This window comes from Sabulicella glaciei (genome assembly GCF_026183895.1).
Taxonomy (GTDB): domain Bacteria; phylum Pseudomonadota; class Alphaproteobacteria; order Acetobacterales; family Acetobacteraceae; genus Roseococcus; species Roseococcus glaciei.
In genome coordinates this window covers 1-13543 of sequence record NZ_JAPFQI010000026.1, presented here as the reverse complement: position 1 = coordinate 13543, position 13543 = coordinate 1, and the positions used below count along the sequence as shown (strand labels likewise).

At 72.7% G+C, this 13543-nt stretch carries 17 protein-coding genes; 11 read left to right on the top strand and 6 right to left on the bottom strand.

The genetic code is table 11. The features are described from left to right. From OF850_RS23795 to OF850_RS20885, 3 genes are all read right to left on the bottom strand, one after another. Nucleotides 1–936 carry a PDR/VanB family oxidoreductase gene (locus OF850_RS23795; RefSeq protein ID WP_301592270.1) on the bottom strand — a complete coding sequence of 312 codons (936 nt, stop codon included), beginning with the start codon at nt 934–936 and terminating at the stop codon, nt 1–3. Next, nucleotides 933–1499, bottom strand: coding sequence for an MOSC domain-containing protein (locus OF850_RS20890; protein ID WP_301592269.1), 567 nt, complete (start codon nt 1497–1499; stop codon nt 933–935). The genes OF850_RS23795 and OF850_RS20890 overlap by 4 nt, the downstream gene beginning before the upstream one ends. Before the next feature lie 85 nt (nt 1500–1584). Continuing rightward, a complete protein-coding gene (locus tag OF850_RS20885; RefSeq protein WP_301592268.1) occupies nt 1585–2166 on the bottom strand; it encodes a helix-turn-helix domain-containing protein in 582 nt (193 codons plus the stop codon). A gap of 26 nt (nt 2167–2192) precedes the next feature. On the opposite strand from OF850_RS20885, the gene OF850_RS20880 reads away from it, so the two are divergent. From OF850_RS20880 to OF850_RS20870, 3 genes are read left to right on the top strand one after another with little or no spacing between them, the layout of a single operon-like run. Then, a complete protein-coding gene (locus OF850_RS20880; RefSeq protein WP_301592267.1) occupies nt 2193–2804 on the top strand; it encodes a DJ-1/PfpI family protein in 612 nt (203 codons plus the stop codon). A 57-nt stretch (nt 2805–2861) separates the two neighbouring features. Beyond that, nucleotides 2862–3548, top strand: a complete 687-nt coding sequence (locus tag OF850_RS20875) for an ArsR/SmtB family transcription factor (protein ID WP_301592266.1) — start codon at nt 2862–2864, stop codon at nt 3546–3548. Further along, nucleotides 3545–4714 carry an MFS transporter gene (locus OF850_RS20870; RefSeq protein WP_301592265.1) on the top strand — a complete coding sequence of 390 codons (1170 nt, stop codon included), beginning with the start codon at nt 3545–3547 and terminating at the stop codon, nt 4712–4714. The genes OF850_RS20875 and OF850_RS20870 overlap by 4 nt, the downstream gene beginning before the upstream one ends. Here the strand turns inward: OF850_RS20870 and OF850_RS20865 are convergent, their stop codons facing one another. Next, the gene (locus tag OF850_RS20865) at nt 4715–5338 is read right to left on the bottom strand and encodes an MSMEG_1061 family FMN-dependent PPOX-type flavoprotein (RefSeq protein ID WP_301592264.1); all 624 of its coding nucleotides are present in this window, start codon (nt 5336–5338) and stop codon (nt 4715–4717) included. A 69-nt stretch (nt 5339–5407) separates the two neighbouring features. Here OF850_RS20865 and OF850_RS20860 point away from each other — a divergent pair, with 69 nt between their 5' ends. The 4 genes from OF850_RS20860 (at nt 5408) to ruvB (ending at nt 8462) form a co-directional block, all read left to right on the top strand. Beyond that, a complete protein-coding gene (locus OF850_RS20860) occupies nt 5408–6154 on the top strand; it encodes a YebC/PmpR family DNA-binding transcriptional regulator (RefSeq protein WP_301592263.1) in 747 nt (248 codons plus the stop codon). A 68-nt stretch (nt 6155–6222) separates the two neighbouring features. Next, a complete protein-coding gene (ruvC, locus tag OF850_RS20855) occupies nt 6223–6735 on the top strand; it encodes a crossover junction endodeoxyribonuclease RuvC (RefSeq protein ID WP_301592262.1) in 513 nt (170 codons plus the stop codon). Next, the gene (gene ruvA, locus OF850_RS20850) at nt 6683–7351 is read left to right on the top strand and encodes a Holliday junction branch migration protein RuvA (RefSeq protein WP_301592261.1); all 669 of its coding nucleotides are present in this window, start codon (nt 6683–6685) and stop codon (nt 7349–7351) included. Before ruvC ends, ruvA begins: the two co-directional genes overlap by 53 nt. Before the next feature lie 67 nt (nt 7352–7418). Next, nucleotides 7419–8462 carry a Holliday junction branch migration DNA helicase RuvB gene (gene ruvB, locus OF850_RS20845; protein WP_301592260.1) on the top strand — a complete coding sequence of 348 codons (1044 nt, stop codon included), beginning with the start codon at nt 7419–7421 and terminating at the stop codon, nt 8460–8462. A gap of 10 nt (nt 8463–8472) precedes the next feature. On the opposite strand, the gene OF850_RS20840 is transcribed toward ruvB, so the two are convergent. Together OF850_RS20840 and OF850_RS20835 are read right to left on the bottom strand one after the other, a co-directional pair. Beyond that, nucleotides 8473–10038, bottom strand: coding sequence for an ABC transporter substrate-binding protein (locus tag OF850_RS20840; RefSeq protein WP_301592259.1), 1566 nt, complete (start codon nt 10036–10038; stop codon nt 8473–8475). Next, the gene (locus tag OF850_RS20835; protein ID WP_301592258.1) at nt 10035–11492 is read right to left on the bottom strand and encodes a M81 family metallopeptidase; all 1458 of its coding nucleotides are present in this window, start codon (nt 11490–11492) and stop codon (nt 10035–10037) included. The genes OF850_RS20840 and OF850_RS20835 overlap by 4 nt, the downstream gene beginning before the upstream one ends. A gap of 104 nt (nt 11493–11596) precedes the next feature. On the opposite strand from OF850_RS20835, the gene OF850_RS20830 reads away from it, so the two are divergent. From OF850_RS20830 to OF850_RS20815, 4 genes are all read left to right on the top strand, one after another. After that, a complete protein-coding gene (locus OF850_RS20830) occupies nt 11597–12019 on the top strand; it encodes a YbgC/FadM family acyl-CoA thioesterase (protein ID WP_301592257.1) in 423 nt (140 codons plus the stop codon). A gap of 41 nt (nt 12020–12060) precedes the next feature. After that, entirely contained in the window at nt 12061–12771 is a 711-nt protein-coding gene (gene tolQ / locus OF850_RS20825; protein WP_301592309.1) for a protein TolQ, read from the top strand. Between the two features lie 4 nt (nt 12772–12775). Then, nucleotides 12776–13267 carry a protein TolR gene (gene tolR, locus OF850_RS20820; protein WP_301592256.1) on the top strand — a complete coding sequence of 164 codons (492 nt, stop codon included), beginning with the start codon at nt 12776–12778 and terminating at the stop codon, nt 13265–13267. Between the two features lie 2 nt (nt 13268–13269). Next, nucleotides 13270–13543: hypothetical protein (locus OF850_RS20815; protein WP_301592255.1), on the top strand; the 274-nt coding region annotated here is incomplete at its 3' end.

The following is a 13543-nucleotide window of genomic DNA, read 5'->3' as shown; positions in this document are numbered from 1 at the left end:
CTACAGCTCCAGCGTCACGCTCACGCGGGCCCGGCTGACGCAGGGCGTCATGCGGTCCTGCCGCTCCGCCAGCTTCAGCACCTGGTCGCGGTGGATCACCACACCGTCGCGGTAGCGGCAGATGCAGGCGCCGCACACCCCGGATTCGCAGGAGGAGGGGGCGGCGTGTCCGGCGCGGCGCAGCGCCTCCAGCAGCGACAGGTCGGCCGGAACCAGGATCTCCTCGCCGCTGGAGGCAATGCGGGCGGTGAAGGGTTCGGGCTTGAAGTTCTCGTCCAGCGTCGCCTGGAACACCTCATGGTGGAAGCGCTCCTCCGGCCAGCCCGTCTCCTTCAGCGCGTCGAGCAGGCGCTGGGGACCGCAGGCATAGAGGTGGTCGGCCGGGCCGGGCGGGCGCAGCACGGACGGGTCGAAGCGCCTCCCCTCGTCGCCGAACCAGGTGACGAGCCGGTCGCCGCACGCCGCCTCGGCCTCCGCCAGCAGCGGTGCCAGGGCACGGGAGCGCGCGAGGAAATGCAGGTTGAACTCGGCGCCGCGCCGCGCCAGCTCCCGCGCCATGGGCAGGAGCGGCGTGATGCCGATGCCGCCGGCGACGAGCACGTGGCGCTCGGCGCCTTCGGTCAGCGGAAAGTTGTTGCGCGGCGCCGTGACCATCACCGTCTCGCCCGCGCGCAGCGCCTCGTGCACCCAGCGCGATCCGCCGCGCCCGGCTTCCTCCCGCTTCACGGCGAGGCACCATTGCCCACGCTCCGCCGGATCGCCGCACAGAGAGTATTGCCGCACCCGCCCGTCGGGCAGGCGGAGATCCACATGCGCGCCGGGCGCCCACGCGGGAAGCTCTGGCTTGGTGGCGTGGCGCAGCGTCAGCAGCAGCACCTCCGGCGTGGTGGGCCGCGCGTCCTCGACACGCAGCCGCATCACGATGCGGGCGGTCACAGCGGCTCCAGCACGTCGCCCGGACGGATGACGCCGCCCTTCTCGATGGAGCAGTTGAGGCCGGAGCGGTTGTAGAGCGGCAGATAGACCGGCATCCCCAGCAGCTCCTCCAGGTACTTGCAGGGAAAGTTCAGCCGGCCGCCGCGCAGGATCGCCTCGCCGACGCGGAAGCGCCGCCCGACCAAGTGGTTCAGCGGCACGCCGCGCACCGTGAGGTTGCGGCGGTGCATCTCCGGCGTCAGCACCAGCGGGCCGTTCTGCAGGGGCGGGTCGTTGCGCGACAGCGCGTCCAGCGCCTCCTGCTCGATCAGCGTCACCTCGCGCACGTCGGGCTTGGGCGAGTAGGTGCCGGTGCCGAGGAAGTACCGGTCGCCCTCGATGCCGCGCCCGGCGACGAGGCGGGCCTCGGTCAGTTCCGTCATCTCGAAGGAAGCGGCCTCGGCGACGTGGATGTGCAGCAGGGTGCCGCGCCAGTTCTCCGCCCCGCCCGCGACCTCGCGCGCTGCGCGGCCAGCCGGGTGCTCGAACCCGTCCTTGTGGATGGGCGTGGCAGGAAGGTCCATCGTCGCTGCTCCTCTGGGTCTCGCCCCTCGTCATAGGGGCGGTGGCGCGATGATGGAAGGGATTCCCTTGGAGTGGAATCCGGCGCTACCGTCCGCGGGAGCTGTCGATCACCAGGAGGTAGCGGCATTCCGCCGCGCCGGGGTTGGAGAAGCCATGCGGTCCGTCCGCCTCGAAGAACAGGCTGTCCCCTTCGGCCAGCCGCACCTCCCGCCCGCCGACCCGCGCCAGCAGCGTCCCGGCCAGGACGTAGATGTATTCCTCGACGCCGCGGCGATGCGCCGTGAACTCGCCGGTGCGCGCGCCGGGCGGCAGGGTGTTCAGGACGAAGTCCACGCCGCGCCCCGGCAGGACGGGGGAAAGAACGCGGCGGGCGAAGCCCGTCTCGGCGTCGCGCAGCACGGGCTGGTGCGACGCCGGGATGACGATCAGCTCCCGCTCCGCCGCTGGCAGCATCAGCTGCGCGAAGGTGACGCCCAGCGCCTCGGCGAGGCGCGACAGGATGACGGTGGAGGGGACTGCCCCCATCCGCTCGATCTTGGAGATCATGGAGCGCGACACGCCCGAGCGCGCCGCCAGCTGTTCCAGCGTCAGCCCCTGGCGCTGACGCTGCGCGCGCAGCTCGGCGGCGAGCGCTTCCATCTGCTCGGCTTCGGGGGTGGCGGACATGCGCCCCCACATACACGGGAGGCGGCATGAGCCAAATCGGGGTGATCCTGTACGACGGGGTGGAGCCTATCGACATCGGCGGGACGGTGGGGGTGATCTCCATGGCGTCGCGGCTGGTGCCGGGGCTCGCGGCCGTGACAGTGGCGCGGGAGGCCGGGCCGGTGCGCTGCGCCGGTGGGCTCACCGTGCTGGCCGCGCACGGCTTCGACGACGCGCCGGAATGCGATGCCTGGATCGTTTCCGGCGGGCCGGGCTGGCGGGCCCAGGCGGAGGACGCGGCGATGCTCGGCTTCCTGCGGCGCCTCGACCCCGCGCGCCTCGCCAGCGTCTGCACCGGGGCGCTGATCCTGGGCGCGGCGGGACTGCTGGAAGGGCGGCCCGCCACCACGCGCCGCCACGCCAGCCCCGGCGAGGAGGCGTCCCCGGTCGCGCTGCTGGCCCGCATGGGGGTCGAGGCGCGTCCGGCGCAGATCGTGGACCCGCCGGGCGGCCCGGCCACCGGGGGCGGGGTCAGCCTCGCGCATGACCTGACGCTGCACGTGATCGGCCGGCTGCATGGCCTGGCGGTGCGCGACGCGGTGGCGCGGCTGATCGAGTACGACCGCGCTTTTGTCGCCAACCGCGCCGCGCTCGGCTGAGCGGCGCTTCGGGCGCTTCCGAAGCACCGCCGGACGTGCTGGCCTTAGCCTCGTGCCATGACCAGCCTCGCCGCCACCGCCGCCCTGATCGGCGATCCCTCCCGCGCCGCCATGCTGCAGGCCCTGCTGCCCGGCGAGTCGCTGACTGCCGGGGAGCTGGCACGCATCGCCGGCATCGGCGCGCCCGCTGCCTCGGCCCAGCTCAAGGCCCTGGCCGAGGGCGGGCTGGTCGCCGTGCATGCCCAGGGCCGCCATCGCTGGTTCCGCCTGGCGGGCGAGGAGGTGGCGCAGGCGATCGAGACGCTGCTCGGCCTCGCCGCGCGCCCCGCGCGCCGCCCCTGGCCGCATGACGAGGCGCTGCGGCGCGGGCGGCTGTGCTGGCATCACGTGGCCGGTCGCATCGGCGTCGGGCTGCATGGCCGCCTGACCGGCGAGGGTTGGCTCCAACCCGAAGGCGGCGGCTGGACCCTCACCGGGACGGGCGAGGCGCGCATGGCGGCGCTGGGCGTGGACCTCGCCGCCGCCCGCCGCGCCCCGCGCTTCGCCTGCGACTGCATGGACTGGTCGGAGCGCCGGCCCCACTTGGCGGGCGGGCTGGGCCGCGAACTCGCGACGCTGCTGCTGCGCCGGAAATGGCTGGTGCGGATCGAGCCGGAGGCCACGGACACGCTGCGCCGCCGCCGCCTCCATCCCACGCCCGAAGGGCTACGCGCGCTGGAGGCGGAGTTCGGCCTCGCCGCATGACACCCGGGTCGAGGCTGATCGTCGCCCTGGTCGGGATGACCGGAATCTCGAACTTCCACCGCGCGGCGGTGGGGGTGATCGCGCCCGAGCTTACGGCCGATCTCGGCATGGGGCCGGGCGCGCTGGGCGCGGCCAACACCGCCTTTTTCGGCGCGCTGCTCGCGGCGCAGATCCCGGTGGGGGTGGCGCTGGACCGCGTCGGGCCGAAGCGCCTCGTCCTCGCCCTGACCGCGCTGGCGGTGCTGGGCGCGGCCTGGCAATCCGTGGCGCAGACCGGCACGGAGTTCATTGTCGCGCGCTTCCTGCTCGGGCTGGGCTGCGCGGCTTCCTTCATGGCGGCGGTGGTGCTGTCCGGGCGCTGGCACAGCGGCGCCGCCCTGACCCGCGCCATCAGCACCACCTTCGCCTGGAGCCAGGCAGGCATCCTCGCGGCGGGGGCGCCGCTTGCCGTGCTGGCCGGGGTGACGGGATGGCGCGGCGCCTTTCTGCTTTCGGCGGGGCTGACGGCGCTGCTCGGCCTTCTCTGGTGGCGGCTGGCGGCGGACGACCCGCCGGACGCGCCGCCCCGCGCCGTGCGAAGGGAAAGCCTGGGCGAGATCCTGGCCGGACAGTTCTCCGTCTGGCGCACGCCCGGCCTGCCGCGGATCCTGTCGCTGCACACCGTCGCCTATGCCGCGATGGCGACGCTGCTCGCCCTCTGGGCCGGGCCGTTCCTCCATGACGTGCACGGGCTGACGCCCGCCGCGCGCGGGACGGTGCTGCTGGCCATGGGCATCTGCGTGCCGCTCGGCCAGCTCCTGGTGCCGCCCCTGGAACGGCACCTGGGCCGCGAGCGGACGGTGGCGCTCATGTGCGGGACGGTCATCGTCGCGCTGCTGGCCCTGGCAACGGGGCCGGCCCTCGCCCTCGTCGTGCCGCTGCTTTGCATCGTCTGCGCCGGGTCGGCCTATTCCATCCTGCTGGTCACCCAGGGGCGGATGCTGTTCCCGGAGCACCTGGTGGGGCGCGGCGTGACCACGGTGAACCTTGCACAGGTCCTGGGCTCGGCGGCGCTGCCGGCGGTGATGGGCTGGGCGGTCGGCGCCTCGGGCTACGCCGCCGGCTTCCTCGCGCTGGCGGCGTCGCTGCTGCTGGGCCTTGCCGGGTACCGGCTGGGGAAGAGGTAGTCAGTAGAGCGTCTGCGCATAGGTCACGGGCAGGCGCGCATCCACCTCCTCGCCCTTCACCGCGCCCTTCATGTGCGCTTCCAGCAGCGCGCCCATGCTGGGCAGCTCCGCCGGGCGCGGCGCGCCGGCCCAGAGCTTCGAGCGGATCACCGCCTTGGCGCATTGCATGTACAGCGAGGTGACGCGCACACGCAGCAGCGAGGTCGGCTCCTTGCCCTGCGCCACGTGCCGGGCGCGCAGCGCCGGGTCGGTGGTGATGGTGGCGCGGCCATGGACCCGCAGCGTCTCCCCCGCGCCGGGCACCAGGAAGAGCAGGGCGACGCGGTCGTCGACCAGGATGTCGCGCAGCGCGTCCAGGCGGTTGTTGCCGCGCCGGTCGGGCAGGATCAGCGTCTCGTCATCCGGCGCCTCCACGAAGCCCGGTGCGTCGCCGCGTGGCGTGACGTGGGGACCGTCCGGTCCGACCGTGCCCAGCAGGACGAAGGGCGACGCGGCGATGAAGGCGCGCGTCGGCGCGTCCAGCTGCGGCGCTACCTTCTTGCGGACCAGTTCCGACGGCTCCGCGTAGAGCGCGTCCAGCGCCGCGAGGCTCGTGATGGCATGGGGGTCGGTAAGGGCGTCCATGCTCCGATGGTGGCGGAAGCGCCGCCCCTTCGCTATAGGGCGCTTCCGCAACCGAACAACCGAAGAACCATGGCCGGCCATTCGCAGTTCAAGAACATCATGCACCGCAAGGGCGCGCAGGACGCGAAGCGCGCCCGGGTCTTCGCCAAGCTGGGGCGCGAGATCACCGTCGCGGCGAAGCAGGGCCAGCCCGACCCCGCCTTCAATCCGCGCCTGCGCGCCGCGCTGATCGCCGCGCGCCAGGCGAACATGACCAAGGACGCGGTGGACCGCGCCATCAAGAAGGCGCAGGGCGCGGGCAGCGGCGAGGACTACGCCGAGGTCCGCTACGAGGGGCGCGGCCCGGCCGGCGTCGCCGTGATCGTCGAGGCGCTGACCGACAACCGCAACCGCACAGCCTCCGACCTCCGCTCCATGTTCAGCAAGCACGGCGGCTCGCTCGGCGAGACGGTGGCCTTTCAGTTCGACCGACGCGGCGTCATCCGCTACCCCATGACGGCCGGCGATGCCGACACGATGCTGGAGGCCGCGATCGAGGCCGGGGCGGAGGACGTGCTGACGGGCGAGGACGGGCACGAGATCCTGAGCGCGGCGGACGACCTGAACGCGGTGCGCGAGGCGCTGGAGGCCCGCTTCGGCGAGGCCCTGGCGACCAAGCTGGAGTGGCGCCCGAATCTTTCGGTCGAACTGGATGAAGAATCGGCGCAATCCGTGCTCAAGTTCGTGGACCTGCTGGAGGACCATGACGACGTGCAGAACGTCTTCACCAATTTCGAGGTGAGCGAGGCCGTGCTGGCCAAGCTTTCGGCCGCCTAGCCCGGATGAGCACGCACCTTCCGCCCCCGCCGCCAACCCTGGCGCCGCGGGAGCGGAGGGGACAAAACGTGAACGGCTCCGTTCGCATCCTGGGCATCGATCCCGGGCTGACGCACACGGGCTGGGGGCTGATCGAATCCGCCGGCTCGCATCTGCGCTTCCTCGCGGCCGGCGCCATCTCCACTACCACCGCCGAGGACCTGCCCGAGCGCCTGTGCCGCATCCACGCCGCGCTGATGGGGCTGATCGCCGAGTGGACGCCGGACGAGGCGGCGGTGGAGCACACCTACGTGAACAAGAATCCCCAGGCCGCGCTCAAGCTGGGCCAGGCGCGCGGCATCGCGCTGCTTGCGCCGGCCTCCGCCGGTCTCCGCGTCGCGGAGTACCAGGCGATGGAGGTGAAGCGCGCCGTGGTCGGCACCGGCCATGCCGACAAGATCCAGGTGCAGGACATGGTGAAGCGCCTCCTGCCCGGCGCGGCGCTGCGGCGCGCCGACGCGGCCGATGCGCTGGCCATCGCGATCTGCCATGCGCACCATCGCGGCACGCGCGCTCTCCTGGCCCAGCTCGCTCGGGCCTGACGCGATGTTCGCCTCGCTGACCGGCCTCGTGCAGTCCACCGCCGACGGCGCCTGCGTGCTCGACGTGAACGGCGTGGGCTACCTCGTTTCCTGCTCCCGCAAGACGCTGGACCGGCTGACGGCGAAGGAGGGGGTGCAGCGCCTGCTGGTCGAGACCCGCGTGGCGCAGGACAGCATCACCCTCTATGGCTTCCTCGACGCCGCCGAGCGCGACGCCTTCCGCGCCCTCACCCAGGTGAAGACGGTGGGGCCGCAGAAGGCGCTGCTGGTCCTGTCCGGCCTGTCTCCCACCGACCTCGCCAGCGCCATCGCCGGCAAGGAGCGCAAGCGGCTGGGCGAGGTGAAAGGGGTGGGGGCCGCCACCGCCACCCGCATCGTGGACGAGCCGGCGATGCAGAAATGGGCGGTCGGCAAGGCGACCCCCGACGCGGACGGGGTGGGGGGCGTGGAGCTTCCCACGGCCGGATCGGCGCAGGACGCCGTCTCGGCGCTGCTCAACCTCGGCCTCAAGCGGCCGGAGGCGGAAAAGGCCGTGGCCAAGGCCATGAAGGCGCTGGGGGAAGGGGCGGAGCTGAACGCCCTGATCACCGCCGCGCTGCGCGAGTCGGCGCGCTGAATCTCCCTGGTGCGGATCGCGCCGAAAGCGAGACTTTTTCCCCGATGTGCCCTATATGTTCTCCGCCATGAGTGATTCCGCCAACCGCATCGCCTCCGCCCAGCGCCAGGAGGAGGACACGGGCGAGGGGAGCCTGCGCCCGCAGCGCCTCGCCGACTTCACGGGCCAGCAGCGATCGCGCGAGAACCTGGAGGTCTTCATCCAGGCCGCCGGGGCGCGCGGCGAGGCGCTGGACCACGTGCTGCTGCACGGCCCGCCGGGCCTGGGCAAGACGACGCTGGCGCAGATCGTCGCGCGCGAGCTGGGAGTGGGGTTCCGCGCCACCACCGGCCCCGTGCTGCAGCGCGCCGGCGACCTCGCGGCCATCCTGACCAATCTCCAGCCGCGCGACGTCCTGTTCGTGGATGAGATCCACCGCCTCCAGCCGGCCATCGAGGAAACCCTCTACCCGGCGATGGAGGATTTCCAGCTGGACCTCATCATCGGCGAGGGGCCGGCGGCGCGCACCGTCCGCATCGACCTGCCGCCCTTCACCCTGGTGGGGGCGACGACGCGCTCCGGCCTGCTGTCCACCCCGCTGCGCGACCGCTTCGGCATCCCGCTGCGCTTGGTGCTCTACACGCCGGAGGAGCTGCACAAGATCGTCGCGCGCGGCGCCGGCAAGCTGGACTTCGCGCTGAGCGACGAGGGCGCGTGGGAAATCGCGACCCGGTCCCGCGGCACGCCGCGCATCGCCGGCCGCCTCCTGCGCCGGGTGCGCGACTTCGCGGCCGTGGCCGGCCGGGTCGCCGACCGCGCCATGGTGGACGCCGCGCTCCAGCGCCTGGAGGTGGATGCAAAGGGGCTGGACGCGATGGACCGCCGCTACCTCCGCCGCATCGCCGAGCACCACAAGGGCGGCCCCGTGGGCGTCGAGACCATGGCCGCCGCCCTGTCGGAAAGCCGCGACACGCTGGAGGACGTGGTGGAGCCCTTCCTGATCCAGGAAGGCTTCGTCCTGCGCACCCCGCGCGGCCGCGTCCTCGCCGAGATGGGCTGGTGCCACCTGGGGCTGACGCCGCCTGCCAGCCCGACCCCCGACCTGTTCGACGGGATGCCGGAGGCGAAGTGAGCGGCGCGGCTCAGTCGAGCCGCGCCATCCAGAAGCGCATCCGCCCGTCGGCCGAGGCCGGGATGTCCAGCGGCCGGCGCATGGCGACCACCATCGGCTCGCGGTAGAGCGGCACCGTCCAGAAGCCCTGGCGCTCCATGTTGAAGGCCTCGGTCATCAGGGCGGTGCGCCGGGCCGGGTCCATCTCCACCGCGGCGCGTGCCACGAGCGCGTCGAAGGCGGGATCGCTGACGCGTCCCGCATTCCAGCTGCCGCTGCGCTGGTTCTTGGTATGGAACACGTTGTTGAGGATGGAGAACCCGTCCAACTGCGGCGTGTTGGCCCAGCCCAGCAGGAAGATGTCGCTCTGGTGGTTCAGGAACCGCGCCATGTAGGGCGGGTAGCGCATCACGTTCAGGTTCGCCCGCACGCCGATCCGCGCCCACATGGAGGCGATGGCGCGGCACACGCGCTCGCCGTTCACGAAGCGGTCATTGGGGCAGTCGAAGCCGATGCCGAACCCGTCCGGATAGCCGGCCTCGGCCAGGAGCCGCCGGGCGGCGGCCGTGTCGTGCGCCACGCGCGGCGTGGCCAGCGCGGCGTCGTAGCCCCCGATCTCGGGCGCGATCAGCGTGTGGATGGGCTGGGTCAGGCCCCGCATCACGCTCTGCGTCACCGCGCCCACGTCCACGCCCATGCTGAGCGCCTGGCGCACGCGTTCATCGGCCAGCGGGTTGCGCGGCTGGCCTTCCACCGGATGGTCGGCAGCCACGTTGAACACCAGGAACATCACGCGAAGGTCCTGGGCCTCGACCACGCGTAGCCCGTTCGCGGCGCGCAGCCGGTCCAGGTCCTGCAGCGGCGTGGGCGTGATGACGTCCAGCTGCCCGCCCAGCAGCCCGGCGACGCGCGTCGCGTCATTGGCCACGGGGGTGAAGACCACGCGCTGCACCGGCACCGGCGAGCGGTCCCACCACCCGTCGAAGCGCTCCAGCACGGTCTGCGCGTCGGGCTCGCGCGACACCAGCCGGTAGGGGCCGGTGCCGTTGGTGTTCATGCTGGTATAGGCGGTGCGCCCGCGGGCCGGGTCGGCCGGCTGAAGCGCGTCGTGCCGTTGCATCCACGCCTCGGACAGGATGGAGATGCCCGCCAGGTCGTTGATCAGCACCGGGTAGGGGCCGCGCAGGCGGATATCGACGGTCCAGTCGCCGCTCTGCTCCACCGACTGGATCATGTGGGTGACGGAGGCGTAGGGCGAGTTGGGGAGCGAGGCCCGTCGCAGCGAGGCCACCACGTCGGCAGGCGTCATCGGCGAGCCGTCGTGGAAGCGCACCCCCTGCCGGATGGCGAAGCGCCAATGGTCGGGCGCCAGCACCTCCCAGCCCGTCGCAAGCGCCGGCTCGAAGCGCAGCTCGCGGTCGTGGCGGACCAGCCCTTCGTAGATATTGCCCAGCAGGGCCGCGTTGGCGGTGCTGAAGGCGCCGTGCGGGTCCATGGTCGAGACCTCGCCGTTGTTGCCCCAGCGCACGGTCTGGGCCGGGGCGGGCAGGGCGGCGGCGGCGAGAAGCAGCGCGGCGGCTGCGAGGCGGCGGATCATGCGTTGCTCCGGTCCAGGGGGAAGATCGGCCGGCGCACGCGGCGCCAGGGCAGGGCGTGAAGGTCCAGCCCCGCCACGCCGGGGGCGTGGCAGGCCACCTCGGCGCGGGCCAGGGAGGCGAAGGCGGGGCGGTGGTTGGTCTTGCTCTTCAGGACGATGGCCTGGAAGCGCGACGGCTCCAGCCCGAAGAGGCGGTATTGCAGCGGGTCCAGCGCCTCGACCCGGCCCTCGCTCAGCAGCAGGGTCAGCCGCTCGTTTCGGACCACCGCGCAGCGGCCCAGATCCACCGGCATCCCCGTGAAGACCGGCCCCTCGACCGTGAAGCGGCCCATCCGCAGCGTCTGCACCGTGCCCGTGACGCGCAGGGGCGCACGGGGGAAGGGGGTTTCTGCCCAGGCGCCAACCTCCAGCGTCACTTCCGTGCCGATCCCGGCCTCGCAGCAGCGCGCCACCGCCGCCGGGTCGCGCACTGGCCCGGCCAGGATGCCGGTCATCCCCGCCTCCAGCGCGGCGGCGATCACCGTGACGTCGTCCATGGCGCCGCCCGAGTGGCAGTTGTCCGACTGATCGGACAGGATCACCGGGCCTTCCGCCATGGCGGCCGCGCGCGCCACCGCCTCGTCGAGCGGTTCCAGCTTCTGGGTGAACTCCTCGCGCATGGACCAGGCTAGGTCGCCGACGCGCCGGGCTGCCGCCTCGGCCGCCGCGCGGTCCCGGTGGGCGGTGGCCAGCACGCAGAGCGAGGTGTCGGCCGTGTCGGCGAGCGGGAAGCCGGTGAAGACGGTGACGCAGGGCAGGCCGGCGGCCTCCTCGGCTGCGGCGGCGGCGATCAGGCGCGACATCGGCTCCCGGTCGGTCTGGCCGCGCACCATATCGGGCAGCATGGGCACGGCGTGGCGCACCGTCACCGGCTCCAGCCGCATTTCCAGCACGTCGCGCAGCAGCCGCGCGGCCATGCGGCCCGTCTCGACCATGTCGGTATGCGGGTAGGTGCGGTAGCCCGGCATCACCGTGCAGTTCTCGACAAAGCAGTCGGTGACGTTGCCGTGGCTGTCCAGCGCCGCGCCGATCGGCAGGCCGGGGCGCACGTGGCGCAGCCGGGCCAGCAACTCTCCCTCGCCATCCTCGTGGTGCTCGGCGACCATGGCGCCGTGGAGGTCCAGCAGCATCGCGTCGCATTCGCGCGTGGCGGCGCAGAGAATCTCCGACAGGCGCTCGAAGGCGTCGCGCGCCACCGGGGCGCTGGGCAGGGCGCGGGCGGCCAGCGGGATCGTCACCGCCGCGCCCATCGCCTCGGCCCCCTCCAGCAGCCCGGCCATGGCGTAGCCGGAATGGCGATAGGCGCGGTGCGCCGCTTCCCCCTCCAGCGCGCCGAAATCCTCCCACCGCGTGGGCACGGGCGAGAAGGTGTTGGTCTCGTGCTTGAACATGGCGACGGCCAGCCGCGGCGTCATTCCTGGTCCCTTGTCCGTCCCTCCCCATCAGCGGACCATGCCCCGGCCTGCGTCGCAAGGCGGGAAGGTTCGACGCGCGCCGACAGGGGCGCTATGCGCGGACCATGCTCGGCCACGATTTCCCCATCCGCGTTTATTTCGAGGACACCGACGCCGGCGGCGTTGCCTACCACGCCTCCTATCTCCGCTGGGCGGAGCGGGCGCGGACAGAATCCCTCCGCGACATGGGAATGCCGCATTCCGACATGCAGCGAATTCATGGCTGCTTCCTGGTGGTGAAGCGCCTCGCGGTGGAGTATGCACGCCCGGCGCGGCTGGATGACTTGGTGCAGGTCCGCACCCTGATCCGCCGCGTTTCCGCATCGGTTGTCCTGGAACAGCAGGTGCGGCGGGGGGAGGAGGGGCTGGCCGTGCTGGACGTGACTCTCGCCTGCGTGGACGCGGCGAGCCTCCAGCCCCGGCGGCTGCCCGAACCCTGGCTGGGCGCCCTGCGCGCCCTGGTGGATCATGGAGGCTCTTCGCAGTGAATCCCGTCACCTCCGCGCCGCTCGCCGCTGCCGCGCATGACATGACCCTGTGGGGCCTGTTCATGCAGGCCGACTGGGTGGTGAAGACCGTCATGGTCCTGCTGCTGCTCGCCAGCGTCTATGTCTGGGCCATCGCCTTCGAGAAGTTCACCTCGCTGCGCAAGGCGCGTGCCGAGGCGGACGCCTTCGAGGACCGGTTCTGGTCCGGCGGCTCGCTGGACGAGCTGTTCCGCCGCGAGGGCGAGCAGCCGAACCACCCCTTCGCCGCCGTGTTCAGCGCGGGCATGCGCGAGTGGCGCCGCTCCACCCAGGCCGGGGCCGGCTCCATGATGGTGGCCGGCACCAAGGAGCGCGTGGAGCGCGCCATGGGGGTGACGATCCAGCGCGAGATGGAGCGGCTGGAGAAGCGCATGACCTTTCTGGCCAATACCGGCTCGGCCGCGCCCTTCATCGGGCTGTTCGGCACGGTGTGGGGCATCATGAACAGCTTCACCGCCATCGCCTCGATGCAGAACACCAACCTTGCCGTGGTGGCGCCCGGCATCGCGGAGGCGCTCTTCGCCACGGCGATTGGCCTCATCGCGGCGATCCCGGCGGTGCTGATCTACAACATGCTCACCTCCAACCTCGCCAAGTTCGCGGCGCGGATGGAAGGCTTCGCGGCGGAGTTCGGCGCCATCCTGGCCCGGCAGACCGAGGCGGCCGCCGCCCCCGGCCGTCCCGCCCCCGCCCCCACCCCGGCGGCGGAGTAAGGCGATGGCCGGTCCGATGCTCGGGCGCGGCGGCGGGGGCCGCCGCTACAAGCCCATGGCCGAGATCAACGTCACGCCGATGGTGGACGTGATGCTCGTGCTGCTCATCATCTTCATGGTCGCGGCGCCGATGATGACCTCCGGCGTGCCGGTGGACCTGCCGCGCACCACCGCCCAGCCCCTGAACCAGGAGCAGGAGCCGCTGACCATCTCCGTGGATCCGCAAGGCCGCATCTTCCTGCAGGAAACGGAAGTGCCGCTGGAAGGCCTCGTCGGGCAGCTTCAGGCCATCGCCCGCAACCAGCAGCAGGGCCAGCCGGAGCGGCGCATCTTCGTGCGCGGCGACCGCGGCATCTCCTACGGCCGGGTCATGGAGGTGATGGGCACGATCAGCGCGGGCGGCTTCACCCGCGTCGCCCTGCTCGCCGAGCAGGCGAACCCGGGCGGTGCCCCGCGCCCGGCCGCGACCGCCCCCAGGACGAACGCGCCGCGCTGACCATGGAGGAGGGGCGGTTCCGCCTGTTTGTCGGCATCAGCCTGGGCCTGCACGTCGTCGTGCTGGTGCTGATGCTGCTCGAGCTCGACCGGCGGGTGATCGAGGAGCCGACGGAGCAGGCCATCGCGGTCGAGCTCGTCGCCCCGGCTGAGATGGCGCAGGGCGAGGAGCCCGCGCCGCGCCCGGCGCCGAGCCCCGTCCCGGCCCCGCCCACGCCCGAGCCCCCGGCCCCCGAGCCGCCGCGCAACGCGCCGCCCGCCCCGCCGCCGCCCCCGC

Excerpts from the sequence above, each read along its gene's own strand:
- OF850_RS20835 (WP_301592258.1), bottom strand. The coding sequence starts at position 11,492 with ATGACGCCGCGGCTGGCCGTCGCCATGTTCAAGCACGAGACCAACACC.
- OF850_RS20880 (WP_301592267.1), top strand. The coding sequence starts at position 2,193 with ATGAGCCAAATCGGGGTGATCCTGTACGACGGGGTGGAGCCTATCGAC.
- OF850_RS20870 (WP_301592265.1), top strand. The coding sequence starts at position 3,545 with ATGACACCCGGGTCGAGGCTGATCGTCGCCCTGGTCGGGATGACCGGA.
- ruvB (WP_301592260.1), top strand. The coding sequence starts at position 7,419 with ATGAGTGATTCCGCCAACCGCATCGCCTCCGCCCAGCGCCAGGAGGAG.
- OF850_RS20875 (WP_301592266.1), top strand. The coding sequence starts at position 2,862 with ATGACCAGCCTCGCCGCCACCGCCGCCCTGATCGGCGATCCCTCCCGC.
- ruvA (WP_301592261.1), top strand. The coding sequence starts at position 6,683 with ATGCGCACCATCGCGGCACGCGCGCTCTCCTGGCCCAGCTCGCTCGGG.
- tolR (WP_301592256.1), top strand. The coding sequence starts at position 12,776 with ATGGCCGGTCCGATGCTCGGGCGCGGCGGCGGGGGCCGCCGCTACAAG.
- OF850_RS20885 (WP_301592268.1), bottom strand. The coding sequence starts at position 2,166 with ATGTCCGCCACCCCCGAAGCCGAGCAGATGGAAGCGCTCGCCGCCGAG.
- OF850_RS20840 (WP_301592259.1), bottom strand. The coding sequence starts at position 10,038 with ATGATCCGCCGCCTCGCAGCCGCCGCGCTGCTTCTCGCCGCCGCCGCC.
- OF850_RS20860 (WP_301592263.1), top strand. The coding sequence starts at position 5,408 with ATGGCCGGCCATTCGCAGTTCAAGAACATCATGCACCGCAAGGGCGCG.
- OF850_RS20830 (WP_301592257.1), top strand. The coding sequence starts at position 11,597 with ATGCTCGGCCACGATTTCCCCATCCGCGTTTATTTCGAGGACACCGAC.
- OF850_RS20890 (WP_301592269.1), bottom strand. The coding sequence starts at position 1,499 with ATGGACCTTCCTGCCACGCCCATCCACAAGGACGGGTTCGAGCACCCG.
- OF850_RS20865 (WP_301592264.1), bottom strand. The coding sequence starts at position 5,338 with ATGGACGCCCTTACCGACCCCCATGCCATCACGAGCCTCGCGGCGCTG.
- tolQ (WP_301592309.1), top strand. The coding sequence starts at position 12,061 with ATGACCCTGTGGGGCCTGTTCATGCAGGCCGACTGGGTGGTGAAGACC.